The organism is uncultured Gimesia sp. (assembly GCF_937919775.1).
GTDB lineage: Bacteria > Planctomycetota > Planctomycetia > Planctomycetales > Planctomycetaceae > Gimesia.
The window spans coordinates 1-13,453 of record NZ_CALFPF010000344.1 but is presented as its reverse complement, the minus strand read 5'-3'; the positions used below and the strand labels follow the sequence as shown (position 1 = coordinate 13,453).

At 52.9% G+C, this 13,453-nt stretch carries 13 protein-coding genes and 1 pseudogene; 8 read left to right on the top strand and 6 right to left on the bottom strand.

What is annotated here, in order from left to right; genetic code table 11:
- Window positions 1–90 precede the first annotated feature (90 nt).
- The 5 genes and pseudogenes from Q0294_RS09590 to Q0294_RS09570 all read left to right on the top strand — a co-directional run.
- Window positions 91–144, top strand: a pseudogene (locus Q0294_RS09590) (prepilin-type N-terminal cleavage/methylation domain-containing protein); the annotation flags it as partial.
- The gene (locus Q0294_RS09585) at window positions 124–1,044 is read left to right on the top strand and encodes a DUF1559 domain-containing protein (RefSeq protein WP_299463963.1); all 921 of its coding nucleotides are present in this window, start codon (window positions 124–126) and stop codon (window positions 1,042–1,044) included. The pseudogene Q0294_RS09590 and the gene Q0294_RS09585, both read left to right, overlap by 21 nt.
- A gap of 113 nt (window positions 1,045–1,157) precedes the next feature.
- On the top strand, window positions 1,158–1,607 hold the full coding sequence (locus tag Q0294_RS09580) for a hypothetical protein (protein ID WP_299463961.1): 450 nt from the start codon (window positions 1,158–1,160) through the stop codon (window positions 1,605–1,607).
- Between the two features lie 468 nt (window positions 1,608–2,075).
- Window positions 2,076–2,519 (top strand): hypothetical protein, encoded by a 444-nt coding sequence (locus tag Q0294_RS09575; protein ID WP_299463957.1) that lies wholly within the window; start codon window positions 2,076–2,078, stop codon window positions 2,517–2,519.
- Window positions 2,520–2,590: 71 nt separating this feature from the next.
- Window positions 2,591–3,520 (top strand): DUF1559 domain-containing protein, encoded by a 930-nt coding sequence (locus Q0294_RS09570; protein WP_299463954.1) that lies wholly within the window; start codon window positions 2,591–2,593, stop codon window positions 3,518–3,520.
- Between the two features lie 80 nt (window positions 3,521–3,600).
- Here Q0294_RS09570 and Q0294_RS09565 read toward each other — a convergent pair whose 3' ends face one another.
- Entirely contained in the window at window positions 3,601–5,493 is a 1,893-nt protein-coding gene (locus Q0294_RS09565; protein WP_299463950.1) for a CocE/NonD family hydrolase, read from the bottom strand.
- A gap of 309 nt (window positions 5,494–5,802) precedes the next feature.
- Complete coding sequence (locus Q0294_RS09560; protein ID WP_299463947.1) at window positions 5,803–6,906, bottom strand: mandelate racemase/muconate lactonizing enzyme family protein; 1,104 nt, start codon at window positions 6,904–6,906, stop codon at window positions 5,803–5,805.
- Between the two features lie 170 nt (window positions 6,907–7,076).
- Between Q0294_RS09560 and Q0294_RS09555 the strand changes: the two genes are divergently transcribed.
- Both Q0294_RS09555 and Q0294_RS09550 read left to right on the top strand, forming a co-directional pair.
- On the top strand, window positions 7,077–7,421 hold the full coding sequence (locus tag Q0294_RS09555; RefSeq protein ID WP_299463944.1) for a cupin: 345 nt from the start codon (window positions 7,077–7,079) through the stop codon (window positions 7,419–7,421).
- Window positions 7,422–7,484: 63 nt separating this feature from the next.
- A complete protein-coding gene (locus Q0294_RS09550; RefSeq protein ID WP_299463941.1) occupies window positions 7,485–8,282 on the top strand; it encodes an aldolase/citrate lyase family protein in 798 nt (265 codons plus the stop codon).
- Window positions 8,283–8,368: 86 nt separating this feature from the next.
- Here Q0294_RS09550 and Q0294_RS09545 read toward each other — a convergent pair whose 3' ends face one another.
- From Q0294_RS09545 to pyrF, 3 genes are read right to left on the bottom strand one after another with little or no spacing between them, the layout of a single operon-like run.
- Window positions 8,369–9,370: a YhdH/YhfP family quinone oxidoreductase gene (locus tag Q0294_RS09545; RefSeq protein WP_299463938.1), complete on the bottom strand. Its 1,002-nt coding sequence runs from the start codon at window positions 9,368–9,370 to the stop codon at window positions 8,369–8,371.
- A gap of 41 nt (window positions 9,371–9,411) precedes the next feature.
- Window positions 9,412–10,047, bottom strand: coding sequence for a DNA-3-methyladenine glycosylase (locus Q0294_RS09540; RefSeq protein ID WP_299463935.1), 636 nt, complete (start codon window positions 10,045–10,047; stop codon window positions 9,412–9,414).
- Window positions 10,044–10,985 (bottom strand): orotidine-5'-phosphate decarboxylase, encoded by a 942-nt coding sequence (gene pyrF, locus Q0294_RS09535; protein WP_299463932.1) that lies wholly within the window; start codon window positions 10,983–10,985, stop codon window positions 10,044–10,046. The genes Q0294_RS09540 and pyrF overlap by 4 nt, the downstream gene beginning before the upstream one ends.
- A gap of 198 nt (window positions 10,986–11,183) precedes the next feature.
- Here pyrF and Q0294_RS09530 point away from each other — a divergent pair, with 198 nt between their 5' ends.
- Window positions 11,184–12,191, top strand: coding sequence for a radical SAM/SPASM domain-containing protein (locus Q0294_RS09530; RefSeq protein WP_299463929.1), 1,008 nt, complete (start codon window positions 11,184–11,186; stop codon window positions 12,189–12,191).
- Between the two features lie 222 nt (window positions 12,192–12,413).
- Here the strand turns inward: Q0294_RS09530 and Q0294_RS09525 are convergent, their stop codons facing one another.
- Window positions 12,414–13,157, bottom strand: a complete 744-nt coding sequence (locus tag Q0294_RS09525; RefSeq protein ID WP_299463926.1) for a rhamnogalacturonan acetylesterase — start codon at window positions 13,155–13,157, stop codon at window positions 12,414–12,416.
- Between the last annotated feature and the right edge of the window lie 296 nt (window positions 13,158–13,453).

The window sequence follows — 13,453 nt, the reverse complement described above, 5'->3', positions numbered from 1 at the left end:
CCTGCTTTGAGCCTGCCAAAGATTTTTCCTTCCTGTTTTCTTCTTGTCGGAGCCAAATCCATGCTGAAGCCATTCCTGTAGCAGCGAGGTTTTACCCTCATTGAGCTGCTCGTTGTGATTGCCATTATTGCGATTCTGATTGCACTGCTACTTCCTGCTGTCCAACAGGCGCGCGAAGCAGCGAGGCGCTCGACTTGTAAAAACAACATGAAACAAATCGGGCTGGCGATGCACAATTACCATGATACGTTTCGTGCATTTCCCATTGGATCACAGATCTCATACAACCAATCCAACTGGCGCTCTGCAATTCTGCCTTACATTGATCAGGCACCTGCTTACAACCAGTTATCACAATCGGCGATTTCACAGCACGGCTATGCAGCCGGGAATGGTAATTCTGCCTCTGGGTACAATACGGAAAACGCCGTATTGAATCATCTCTATGTGCCTGTCTATAAATGTCCTTCAAGTGTAGCAGATGCCTTTTACACCGGTACCAGTCCGATTTCCAACAATGGAACAACGTCTCCGAATGCGGCTCTGGGAAAAGAAACGGGGATGACAATGGACTATGTGGGGATCAGCGGTTCCTATGCAGGCGTTGCTCCTTACAACACCGGTAGTGGCGCCGCTTATGGCGGGTACTGGTGTAATAACGGCCTGTTGACGATTGGTAAATCTGCTCTGATTCGTGATTGTACTGATGGAACATCAAATACTTTAATCGTTGGCGAAGACTCAGGACTGGTCAGCAATAAAGATTATCGCAGCAACTATTATGGTGGCTGGTCAGGACATCTGGGACTGACCGGTTGGGGAACCGGCGTGAATACCATCCGCTACAGTCCCAATCCTTCGACGGCTCCCGCCGGCGGAGATCAAACCTACACGCCCAATAACCCTCTGACCTCAGCTCATGTGGGCGGCGTGCACGGTTTACTGGGAGACGGTGCCGTTCGATTCATTTCCGACAATGTTGACATCGAAACGCTTCGCAGACTCGGTATGAGAAACGATGGTTTTGTTCTTGGCGAATTCTAAGTCGTCATGATTTAAATTACTGTGAAAGCATTCAAACTGTACCAGACGGCCGATGCGTTTTTCTGAATGCATCGGCCGTCTGTATTAGATTAACCAACTCAGGGGAGATCAAAATGCGTGATGTTTCGGGCTCATTAATCAAACAGAAGCGTAATAGCGTGTTACTGGCAATGTTATTGTTGCCAGTCTGTTTCCTGAATGGTTGTGGAGGCGGTGCGAAATCAGTCCCCTCTGGGACGGCAAGTGGAACCGTCAAAGTGGATGGAAAATCGCTTACAGAGTGTCGGATCAATTTTGTTTCTTCAATCACAGGGACCGGGGTTTATGCAGACTTGCAGGCAGAGGGCGCCTATGAATTGCCCAGTGCGGTTCCTGTCGGCGACTATCGTGTCTATTTCACTTCTCCCGGGCTGGGAGACGCCCCCCCTTCGGAATCGGGAAACCAGGAAATAAAAGATGCCCTCAAGGATGTCCCCAAGAAGTACCAGAGCGAACAGGAGACGGACTTACAGGCCGTGATTAAAGAGGGAACAAACTCATTCGACTTTGATCTCAAACCCTAAACTGTATTCGGCGGTTTTTAACTGAAAGTCTCCCCCTGCTACTGATGATTCCTTCTGCACCGGTACAGACTGCAGGATGCGAGAGTCGTACTGGTTGTGCTGATAAAATGTGTTGACATTCGTCAGTGGAAGCCTGCAGGAGAAAGTCTCTCTGTCAGCGCTGCGAATCAGATTGAGATCTAGACGGAATCACAGTTGACACAGGGGTAAACGTCAAATTACCTTTGATGGCAGTGATAGAAATTTGCTGCGAAGGCTACTTTTTTTTGATTTTCGCCGGTATATAATTTCATGCTTTGTGTTAAATAAGATAAAGAAGTCATATACCGAAATAAAATAGTGTAAACAAGATTACGATTACTGACTTGAGTGACCTCCCCTTTTCAAAGTCGTAATTCCTACCCGTTCCAGCGGATCTTGCTTTACACCCACCGTTTTATACCCCTTTTGTTTAAGTGCAGGCACACTATGTTTTATGTTTCTGGTTACTTTCGTTGTGCGCTCGTTTTTTGCGCATTGACTCTGACTGGCTGTTTTGGCGGCTCTGCGGAACACATTGAACGGGCTGCCGTCTCCGGAACGGTTACCTTTGACGGAAAGCCACTTCCTGAGGGCAGTATTCAGTTTGTGCCCGACGTCGATTCCACCGGCAAACCCGTTCGCGGCAAAGCCGTTCAGGCACTCATTTCTGACGGGAAATACACTCTGGAAGCAGATCAGGGGCCCACGGTCGGCCCCAATAAAATTCTGATTAATGCGACGCAAAAAACGGGGAAATTCCAGGATTTTGATGGCAAAAAAACAGAGATCCTGAAGCAATACATTCCCGAGAAATTTAATTCCGATTCCACACTGAAATTTGATGTGAAAGCAGGCCCGAATACGGCCGATTTTTCACTCGAGTCAAAGTGATCTCTTTTATTCAAACTGTTCTGATCTAACCGATCTTTTTATTACAATTTTATCATGGATAAATCAAAACGATGAAAAAATTATTTCTGAAGCGCCGACAGGGATTTACATTGATTGAGTTGCTGGTGGTGATTGCCATCATTGCGATTTTGATTGCCCTCTTGTTACCTGCCGTCCAGCAGGCGCGAGAAGCGGCACGCCGCTCCACCTGTAAGAACAATCTGAAACAAATCGGGTTGGCGCTCCATAACTACCACGACGCAGCCCTGACGTTTCCTTCATCGCATGTGAGAACTGTTGTCAACAGCTGGCTCTCCAGTCAGATTGGCTGGCAGGCGAGAATTTTACCTTACATGGACCAGGGGCCTTTGTTCAATAAGATTGACTGGAGTATCCAGCCCGGTAACTCGGGAACGGCGAATACGGAAGTGATGAAATATGAATTGCCCGCCTATCGCTGTCCCAGCGATCCCGGCGATCGTGGCGATACGGGTCAATCGGGTTATGGACCGACAAACTATGTCGTCTGCTCTGCAAATTATGGAGTTTTCTCTGCCGGCGGTACCGACTTCGCGAATAATGGTAAATCGGTGATGTTTCTGAATAGCGCAACGAAAATGAGAGACATTACGGATGGAACTTCCAATACGATGATTGCTTCTGAATGCAACGTGGCGCATCCTTATGTCAGTGCGAATGCCACTTCAAATACCGTTTGCACGGGGACTGCCAACCAGAAACTCAGGGGTTATACCTGGTTCTGGGGACAGGCCATGCATATGTGGAGTTATACGACTCTCATCGGACCGAATTCGGACCTGGTGGAATGCTCCAGTGGTACAGGCGGCCCTGCGTTGATGGGGGCTCGCAGCAAACATGTTGGCGGAGTACATGTTCTCTTCGCTGATGGCAGAATCCAGTTCATCTCAGAGAATATTAACCTCGGCACCTGGCAGGACCTGGGGCATATGTCTGACGACAATGTCATCGGCGAGTATTAAGCCAGACACGTTCTGACAATCAATCAAGCAAAAACGGCCAGCAGAGTTCACTCCGCTGGCCGTTTTTTTGCACTTTGAACTTACTGCGGTATGACAGGCAGCAGGATATGCGAGGGGTGTTGCAGATCGTGGTGGATCGTGTTTGTCGCGGACTGTTTGCGGCGGTTATCGTTCAGCGGTTCTCCGGTGTTCGGGTTCACATCGAAGCGGGGAAAATTACTGCTGGATATATCCACACGGATGCGGTGTCCTTTCTTGAAGACATTCGACGTCGGGTAGAGTTTGATCGTGACGGGATAGATTTCGCCGGGCTGCATCAGTGTTTCTGTCTTGAGCGAATCGCGGAAGCGGGTGCGGATGATGCCGTCGCCGATGTTGAGATCGAAACCGCCGGGGAAATCGCTGCTTGGGGGATACACGTCAATCAGCTTGGCGGTGAAGTCGGTGTCTTTGGCGCTGGATGAGATCCAGAGTTTGACGACCAGTTCGCCGGTGACTTCGAGTTCTTCGGTCAGTGGTTCGGTCTGGAACACAATCACATCATTGCGGGCCGACAGCGGGATCGGATGCGGAAAATTCCAGATTTTGTCGCTGCCGCGCTGATCCCAGCCCCCCTGTACGAGAATGTCGTTACCGCTGGAGATGTTGCCGCCGATCGTGGGGACCGGGTTTTCAGGATCGAAAGTGAAGCTGGTGGAAGCCTCTTTTGGCTCCGGTACTGTGGTGGAAAGACCGCCCGTAGGCTGCAGATGATACTTCGTGTAAACGGTACGTGCGAGCGGCCATTCCTGTTCGTTGCGCCAGGAGCCGCCGTGATTCAGTTTGCCGTCCTGGGTTTTCGAGCCGTCGCCGGTCCCCATCACGAAGATGCGGACGGGCGTTTTAAACGGGTCGGCTGTGCCGACGCTGTTGTCGACCCCTTTGAGCCAGTGGTCGTACCATTCCTTCCGCCAGCCAAGCGGATCGGCGATGGCGGCTGCTTTGCCGAACGTGACCTGGCCGTGCGAGTAGGCACCCTGCTGCCCGTGAATCCAGGGGCCCATGATCATATACACGGGGCCTTTGATGGTTTTGGAAAGTGTCTGGAAGTTCGCCGTGTTGTTACTGCTCCACGAGTCGTACCAGCCACTCACGAGGTAAACGGGGATGTCTTTGTATTTTTCGGGATAGTCGATGATGTTGTTTTGAATCCAGAAATCATCGTTGGCACCGTGCTGCATGCCGGCGACGAGCCAGTCTTCGTATTCCGGCGCGAGTTTCATCGGCGTCATCCCTTTGCGGAGGGGGAGCCGAAACAGATATTGCATGCGGTTGTCGGCCATTTCCTGCAGGACGGCCGCCGTCCCCGGATCGTGTGACTGACGACTCCCTTTGCCGGCGTTGAGGTAGATCCAGTTCCAGAACCGCAATTCAAACGCGCCGCCGTTCCGCATGCTGGCGTAACCGAGGTTCGACATGGCATCGACGGGAATGACCGTTTTCAGTTCGGGTGGTTTTTCCATCGCGAGTGCATGCTGCGTGCCGCCGACGTAGGAGGTGCCGATCATGCCGATCTCTGCATTGGACCAGGGCTGTTTCCCGATCCAGGCGGCGGTATCGACGCCATCCCGCCCATCATCAGTCATCATATGCCAGACCCCTTCGGAGCCATAACGGCCGCGGGTGTCCTGGGCGATATACACATAACCGTGCGAGGCATAATAGGTGCCTGCGCTTTTCGAACCATTTTTGTTGTAAGGCTTTCGTTCCAGTATCGTGGGCAGTTTCTGCTTCAACACGTCCCCATCTTCGACGGGCGGATAAACGTCGGTCGCGAGTTTGACGCCATCCCGCATGGGCACCATCACATCCTTGCGAACCTCGACGGCATAAGGGCCGCTGGAGGCGAAGGCGGGGAGTGCAATAAAAAGCGTGGTGAGGAAACAGGCGGCGAACACTGTTAAAGGACGGCGAGGAGGAGGCAAGGCAGGCATGGTGTTCTTTCAGAAGCAGGCAAGGTGATTCCGGGATATGTGTCCGGAACATGACAGAAATCCTTACCCGCAGGCTACTTGGCCGGGGAGAGGTTGTCAATCTTTGGAGAGAGATCGAGAGTTCAATAACCTGTTTCCGTAGGGCGCGGACCCATGTGTCCGCCCGCCTGGTGAATTGCAACTATATTACACTTTTGATGGAACCAGTTAATTCTTCGAACTTCTGTTGGCAAACACGTCAACCCTGCGGGTGGCCACATGGGGCCACCCCTACGAGGAAGTCGGGATGTAAAATAATCAGACTGGAATCTATTTCACCGAACTCCCCACGAGATAGCGTTTCAACATCGCTTCATCGATTTCAACGCCTAAGCCGGGTTTGGTGGGGATGGCGATGCTGCCCGCTTTGATTTCGAAGCGTTCGGTGATGATGTCGTTTTCGAGGCTGTAGTAGGTGCAGTCGTTGGCCAATGGGAAATTGGGCGAGGAAGCCGCCATGTGCAGCATGGTGGCGGTGCGCAGGCCCAGATCGTGGGCGCAGTGGAAGATGCAGGGGACGTTGGCTGATGCGGCGACTTCGCCGATCAGTTTGACGGCCCAGATGCCGCCACACTGGTAGGTGTCGGGCAGCAGATAATCGGCGGCGTCCAGCTCTAAAATCTTGCGGACGTTTTCCATGGTGGTCACCGATTCGTTGAGTGCGAGCGGTGTTGTCGTCTGTTTTCTAATCGCCGCGGATTCCTCCAGCAGGGCTTTGTCCATGGGCTGTTCGAAGTATTGCAGATCGTAGGGTTCGAGATCTTTGGCCAGTTGCAGGGCGACTTCGGGGGAGTAGCCCATGTTCGGATCGATGCGGAGATGCAAACGGTCGCCTACCGCTTCCCTAATGGCGCGGACCATTGCCAGGTCTTCTTCGGGGTCACGACCGGCTTTCGTTTTCAATGTGGAGAAGCCCAGGCCGACGTAGTGCTTTGCGATCGCGGCGGCTTCTTCGGGACCGCGAATGCCCATGCAGCAGGTGACTTCGACACGCTCCCGATACAGGCCGCCCAGCAGACGATGCAGGGGCAAGCCCGCCTGTTTGCCGAGGATGTCCCAGCAGGCCATCTCGACCAGCGACTGGAGGTACGGTTCTTCCATGCCCCAGTCGGCGTACAGGGCGGCGATGTCGGTTGGATCTTTGCCGAGCAGGATCGGGCGGAAGTAGTTGGCTTCGGTGCCGGTGAAGCTGGTCGCATTCTGAAAGGCGAGCCGTTGTGGCGTTTCTCCCCAGCCGATGATGCCGGCGTCGGTCTGGATGCGGATCAACAGAGCGCCGGTAGAGGTGGAGAAAATATACCGGGACTGATACGGGGAGACCGGTGTCTGCAGCGGAACATCAACGAGAAACGTATCGACGCCAGTGATTTTCATGGGGGCTCTCCGGGGAAGGTGGGCTCGATCGCAGAGAAAATAATGCTACCAGTTCATTCCATGAGGGGCAAGCAGGTCTCTGTTTCCTGAAGGGTTGTTGTGGTGTGTGCTGTGACTTACAGTAGGGGGTGTAAAAAAGCACGATTTACTTTCGAGGATGGGAATGAGCAATGATCCCTGAAATATTCAATCTGTTAACTCCGTTTGCGACTCCGCCGGGTGAGGAAATCTTTGAAAACCTGTTTCGCGGCCAGTCGTTTCGAGTGGAGCGGATTGTTTCGACCGGGCAGGCGACGCGGGAGGGGCAGTGGTATGATCAGCAGCATGCGGAGTGGGTGGTTTTGCTGTCGGGGTCGGCGGTACTGCGATTTGAGGGGGAAAACGAGGGGCGGACGCTGGTTCCCGGTGATGCGGTGAACATTCCCGCGAAGTGTCGGCATCGGGTGGATGCGACGCTGGCGGATCAGGAAAGCGTTTGGCTTGCAATCCACTATGAGCCTGTCGAGAATGGATAAATCGTACAACGGTTCCAGCAGAGAATTAGTTCAACATCGATTTCAGGAAAGAATATCAGACTGATGAAAAAGAATCCGGTCAAGGCGGCATTGCGTGCAGGAAAACCTCAGGTAGGAACATGGCTTTCGTCGGGGGATATCATGATGACCCGCCTGATGGCCCGCGTGGGGTTTCCGTGGCTCACAGTGGATATGGAACATTCGCCGATTGACTGGTCGCAGGCGGCACTCCTGTTCGGTGCGATTGCTGACGCGGGCTGTGTGCCTCTGTGCCGGGTTCCTCTGGGAAAATACGAATTGATCAAGCGGGCGCTTGACGCCGGGGCGCATGGTATTGTGGCTCCGATGATCAACACGGTCGAACAGGCGAAAGAGGTTATTGATGCGGTCAAGTATCCGCCGGAAGGGAACCGGTCGGTCGGAGGCGTTTTGCATGCGATGAATTTTGATGCCACCGCCGGCGACTATTATAAACACGCCAACGAGGAAATTCTGGTGATTCTGCAGACTGAGTCTCCTGAAGGTGTCGAGAACGCGGAAGAAATCTACAGCCTGCCGGGCGTGGATGGAATTTTCGTCGGTCCGAACGATCTGACGTTTCAGATGAGCAAAAAAACGGGCTTGCATCCTTCGCCCGATGAGCTCGAAGCAGAGTTGCAGAAAATTCTGGCGGTCGGCAAGAAAACGGGAACACCGGTGGGACTGCATGTGCAGACGATTGAAGCGGTCGAGCAGCGGATCTCCGAAGGCTGGCAGTTTATCGCGTGTGGTAGTGAAGTGAAATTCATGCTCAACGATGCCCAGCGGATTGTGAGTGGCTTGAACCTGAAAGCAGAAGCCGCCGACCTGGCGCGATATTAAATCGTGAACTGAATTCTAATTAATCAAAGAGGCCATGCGGAAACGTGCGGCCTCTTTTTTGTTTGGGCAGTGCAGCAAACCGCCTGTTATTCCGCGCCGATTTTGATGATAGTGCGTTCCTGGTGAGTACCTTCGAGGATGCTTTCGACGGTCTCCGGAATCTGATCGAGGGTGATGACTTTCGCGCGGGAATCGAGGTCGGGCAGTTTCCATTCGGTGGCGAGTTTCTGCCAGAGCGCGGTTCGTCTTTCGATGGGGTACCAGGCGGAGTCGATCCCATCGAGGGTGATGCCCCTCAAAATGAAGGGGAACACGGTGAGATTGAGTTCCGCTCCGCCGACATTTCCGCAGGCAGCGACACAGCCGTGGGGTTGAATCGATCGCACAAGGTGGCTTAACAGAAAACCGCCCACCGTATCGATGGCGGCGGGCCAATGTCCTTTGAGCAGTGGTTTGTCGGAAGTGAGATCGATGGCCAATCGGTCGATGACTTTGCTGGCACCGAGTTTGATCAGTCGCTCATGCAGCGCGTGCTTCCCTGAGACGGCGGTCACCTGAAAGCCGAGCCGACTGAGTAATGATACAGAGAACGAACCCACGCCTCCCGAAGCACCGGTGACGAGGATATTGCCTGCATCGGGGGTGATATGATGATGCAGGAGACTGTCCACGCACATGGCTGCGGTGAGACCGGCTGTGCCCAGGATCATGGATTCTTTTAACGTGAGACCGGCAGGCAGAGGCACAATCCATTCGGGCTGGACGCGAATGAATTCAGCCCAGCCGCCCCAGCGTTCGACGCCGAGTTCGTAACTGGTCACGACAACAGACTGGCCGACCGTGAATTGATCGGAGTCGGATTCAACGACAACGCCGGCGGCATCGATGCCGGGAACGTGAGGGAATTTTCGAACGACTCCCGGATGACCGCTGGCGGCCAGCGCGTCTTTATAATTGATCGAGGAATACACGACGCGGATGGTGACTGCGCCGGAAGGAAGGTTGTTATAAGGAACGGAAACGAGGTCGGCAGAGATTTCCTTCTCTTCGTTTTTATTGACTTGATAGCAGCGTAAAGACTCAGTCATGAGAGATCCGTTTATTGATTCAGAATGAAAATGAGTTCCAGTTACCAGAGACCGTCGGGCGATTCCATTTCGAGACAGCGCCAGCAATACCAGCTGGCCACGGTGCGATAAGGTTGCCAGCGTTCGGCAATTTCAATACAGGTCTGTTTGTCGGGGCGTGTTTTGAGCTGATAAATCTTCTGAATGCCATTCTGGATGCCCAGGTCATCGTGGGGAAAAACATCGGGTCTGCAGAGTCCGAACATCAAAAACATCTGGGCCGTCCATTTGCCGATGCCTTTGACCTGAATCAATTCGTCGGTGACCTCTTCATCGGAGAGCAGATGCATTTTATGCAAGCGGACATTGTTCTGCAGGACCATTTCTGCCAGATGATGCACATAGGTGGCTTTCTGACTGGAGAGCCCGACCGAGCGGAGTTCGTCGTGTGAGAGACGCATGATTTTTTCTGCAGTCGGCTGGCCTTTACCGGCGAGTGTGTGCAGGCGGAGATAAATGGTGCGTGCCGCCGAGGTGGAAATCTGTTGTGACACAATGGAACGCAGCAGCAGTGCAAAACGATAGCGATGCGGTTTGAGCGGGCAGGGGCCGACCGTATCGATGACGTGCTTGAGACGTGGATCTGCTTTTCTCAGCTGTTGTGACGCTTTGAGGAATGCGGCGGCGTGGTCGTTCATTGTAAATTACCCGCGGGCGTGTGCGTGGCTAAATCGGCAATCATATCGTGTGTGGCGGCTTCGATGGCTTGTTCCCATGCTTCGGGCGCGAATTTTTCCGAGTAGGGGGCTTTGCGGATGGCGAAGTTAATGCCGCGCGAACTGTTGATAATGGCGCCCAGTCCCTGTGCATCGAAGGCACCTGCAACATCGCCGGCACCGGCGCCCTGGCTGCCATAACCGGGGACGAGCAGAGGCGTATGGGGCATGAGTGCGCGGAGCTGGTTGAGTTCTTCAGGATAGGTCGCGCCGACGACGGCCCCGATGGAACCGTAGTTGCCCGCGCCTTTGGTTTTCAACGCGAGTTCCTCGACGGCGGCGGCCACACATTCGTAGAGACTGGTGCCCTCGGTTTTGCGATCCTGAAAGGTGCCTGCGCCGGGGTTGCTGGTCCGGACCAGAACATAGATGCCGGCGCCACGTTCGATGGCGACATTCACGAAGGGGTCCAGCGTGTCGCTGCCAAGATAGGGATTCACGGTCAGGCAGTCGGCGGCCCAGATTGCGCTGTCGGGGTTTTCGCCGGCGAGGTAACCGCGGGCGTAAGCCTCAGCGGTGGAACCGATGTCGCCTCGTTTGGCGTCACAGATGACGACGAGTCCCGCGTCGCGTGCTTTTTTGATGACACTCTGCAGGGCGGCACAACCGGCGGGCCCCCATTCTTCGAAGAAAGCGGCCTGCGGTTTGACGGCGGGGACCAGTGGCGCGACGACATCGATGATGCGGAAACAGAATTCTTCAAAGGCGGCTGCGACGATGTCCGCTTTGTTGGAAAACCGGGATTCGGCGGCGGTGACGATTTCCGCAGGAAGCCAGTCAAAACGGGGATCAAGGCCGACCAGGGCGGGCGTTTTCTTCTTCTGGATGGCGGAATTCAAACGATCGGAAAAGTGGTGCATCTGGTAACTGCTTTCAGTATTTCGAGTTAAGCATCAACGTTCTTTGTGATGGCCGTAAGTTTCAGTCATGAATCATACAAAGTTGAGCCGACAATGGAATCATACCGGTTTTTGAATTCGGGATGTGATTGAGGGTTTTCCCTTATGCATCAGCGACGAATACGTTCGTTTCAACTGTATAGCAGAAGGTATCTCTCGTTGACAAAAAACGGAATGCCTGCGATGCTCGCGGCGTTAAGCGGTTCGCTTCTCTTTGGATTCATGGAAGAGTCATCAAAAATGGTGGAAAAAACGCTAGAAGTAGTCAGCCCTTATCACTTTAGTGAACAACGCGCCGCATATGACGCGGGAATTGCCCGGATGCGTCATTCCCACTATATGGATTACCCCAGGCACGTGCACCTGGAGACATTGGCCCGGTGTAATGCGAGCTGTAATTTCTGCCCGTATCCGAACCTGAACCGCAAACACACCAAAATGAGTGATGAACTCATTGATAAGATATTGAATGAACTGACCGAGCTTCCCCGTGAAATGAATTTCCAGATTTCGCCGTTTAAGGTGAGCGAACCATTTCTGGATACGCGCCTGTTTCAGACTCTGGGAAAGATTAATGATTTACTGCCGCAGGCGAAGATTACTTTGACTTCGAATGCCTCGGCGATTACGGAAGACAAGCTGGAATCGCTGCAGGAAATCAAGAACATCAGTTATCTCTGGATTTCCTTCAATGACCATCGCGAGGAAGAGTACGAGCGCGTAATGGGGTTGAATTATCAGCGAACCCGACAGCGTCTGGAAATGATCCACGATGCGTTTTCCGAAGGAGATATTTATTTTCCCGTGGTATTGTCACGCGTTGGTGATGGTACATTAGCAGATGGAGAATTCAGGGAATGGGCGGGCATCAATTATCCTCTATTCAAAGCAAGTGTTTTTCCCCGCATGGAATGGATGGGGCAGGTCGAGGGGTTAAATGTTTTCGAGGTTCCGAATATGGGCTGCGAACGCTGGTTTGAGCTTTCGATTACTGCGACGGGGGAAGTGGCCCACTGTTGTGCCGACGGTCAGGCGGAATTTCCGATTGGCAATGTGAACGACCAGCATGTGCTCGAAATTTATAATTCTCCCGAATATCGCAAACTCCGCGAAGCGACCGTTTCACGTTTGAGTGTGCACCCCTGTAATAAATGCACTTTCATGTGATGCAGAGGATGGGAGAGAACGACTCTTGTTTCTCTCTGTGTTGCTTCACGTTTTCTTTTGGATGTCTTCACACAGGCACTGTTGGGCGAGTATTTACGCCGCACACATGGCATGCGGTATTATTAAATGAGGCTTGCAGGGTACACGAAATTGAGCGGCACGGCGCTAGCCGTTTGTGTGTCTGGGTCGCAATTGCAAAAACGGTGGCTAGCGCCATTCCGCTCAGTCAGTTGCTGGTTGTTTGAGGTAGGGCTTCAGGTCAGGAACCTGAGTCGGGATTTCTTCGGCGACGAGGCGGGAGATTTCGCGTGCGCCTTTTCCGGAGAAGTGAGTCCGGTCTGTTTCACTGGGGCTGAAGTCGGCACTTTTTTCGTCGCCCAGCCGGTTGAACAGCGCAACACTTTTCTGGTGCAGATCAATGACAGGTACGTTTTTCTCGCGACCGACTTTGAGCATGGCGTCCGCATACGGTCGCAGGGTCGTCAAGATGGTGCCGTTTTGAAAACGTCTGCGCGTCATGGGAGTGACCAGCACCGGATTGATGTTGGCAGCGCGGGCTTCGTCGATGTATTGGCGCAGATACTCTTGAAAATCGGTCGAGGGATCTGTCGTGCGGTCGCCTTTGCCGGGGCAGTCGTTGTGACCAAATTGAATGAACAGGTAGTCTGCTTTTTCTGCGACGGCTTTTTTCCAGCGGCCTTCTTTGATGAAACTTTTCGAGCTGCGACCTGATGCGGCGTGATTGAGGATAGTGACATTGTCGTTAAAAAATTCGCCGAACACCTGGCCCCAGCCGGTCAGGTCCGGGCGGTCTTTGGGAGGCTTGTTGTATGTGGCGACGGTGGAATCACCAATCAACAGAATGCGGATTGGTGGTTCGTTCGCGAATGTCGCGGCTGAAGAGAAAGGCAGGCAGGAAAACAGAACCGCAAAAACAATGCAGATGCGCGTGGGAGACGGTTTCATAAAAGCGGTTTCCTGTCTGACTAGTGTTCGGTGTTACTGAAGTTGTGGTGAGAACGGAGTTTCTTTTGATGATTTTTCAGTTTAAAGTGATCCGATCCGCTTGAAAAGTGTGTTGACATCAGAGAAAAGATGATTAAAATGGATATTAATGTCCGATATAGGGTTTGTTCCCTGCCTTTTCCAGCAGATTGCAGTATTGTTTGATAGTGCTTTTGTTTCCCGCCTTGATTTCAGAGTGTAAGACCTATGCACGCCGATTCGATGAGAGTTGCGATGAACGGTATCCGGTTGATTGG

Coding starts and splice junctions, on each gene's coding strand:
- Q0294_RS09580 (WP_299463961.1), top strand. CDS start 1,158: ATGCGTGATGTTTCGGGCTCATTAATCAAACAGAAGCGTAATAGCGTG.
- Q0294_RS09575 (WP_299463957.1), top strand. CDS start 2,076: ATGTTTTATGTTTCTGGTTACTTTCGTTGTGCGCTCGTTTTTTGCGCA.
- Q0294_RS09570 (WP_299463954.1), top strand. CDS start 2,591: ATGAAAAAATTATTTCTGAAGCGCCGACAGGGATTTACATTGATTGAG.
- Q0294_RS09565 (WP_299463950.1), bottom strand. CDS start 5,493: ATGCCTGCCTTGCCTCCTCCTCGCCGTCCTTTAACAGTGTTCGCCGCC.
- Q0294_RS09560 (WP_299463947.1), bottom strand. CDS start 6,906: ATGAAAATCACTGGCGTCGATACGTTTCTCGTTGATGTTCCGCTGCAG.
- Q0294_RS09555 (WP_299463944.1), top strand. CDS start 7,077: ATGATCCCTGAAATATTCAATCTGTTAACTCCGTTTGCGACTCCGCCG.
- Q0294_RS09550 (WP_299463941.1), top strand. CDS start 7,485: ATGAAAAAGAATCCGGTCAAGGCGGCATTGCGTGCAGGAAAACCTCAG.
- Q0294_RS09545 (WP_299463938.1), bottom strand. CDS start 9,370: ATGACTGAGTCTTTACGCTGCTATCAAGTCAATAAAAACGAAGAGAAG.
- Q0294_RS09540 (WP_299463935.1), bottom strand. CDS start 10,047: ATGAACGACCACGCCGCCGCATTCCTCAAAGCGTCACAACAGCTGAGA.
- pyrF (WP_299463932.1), bottom strand. CDS start 10,985: ATGCACCACTTTTCCGATCGTTTGAATTCCGCCATCCAGAAGAAGAAA.
- Q0294_RS09525 (WP_299463926.1), bottom strand. CDS start 13,157: ATGAAACCGTCTCCCACGCGCATCTGCATTGTTTTTGCGGTTCTGTTT.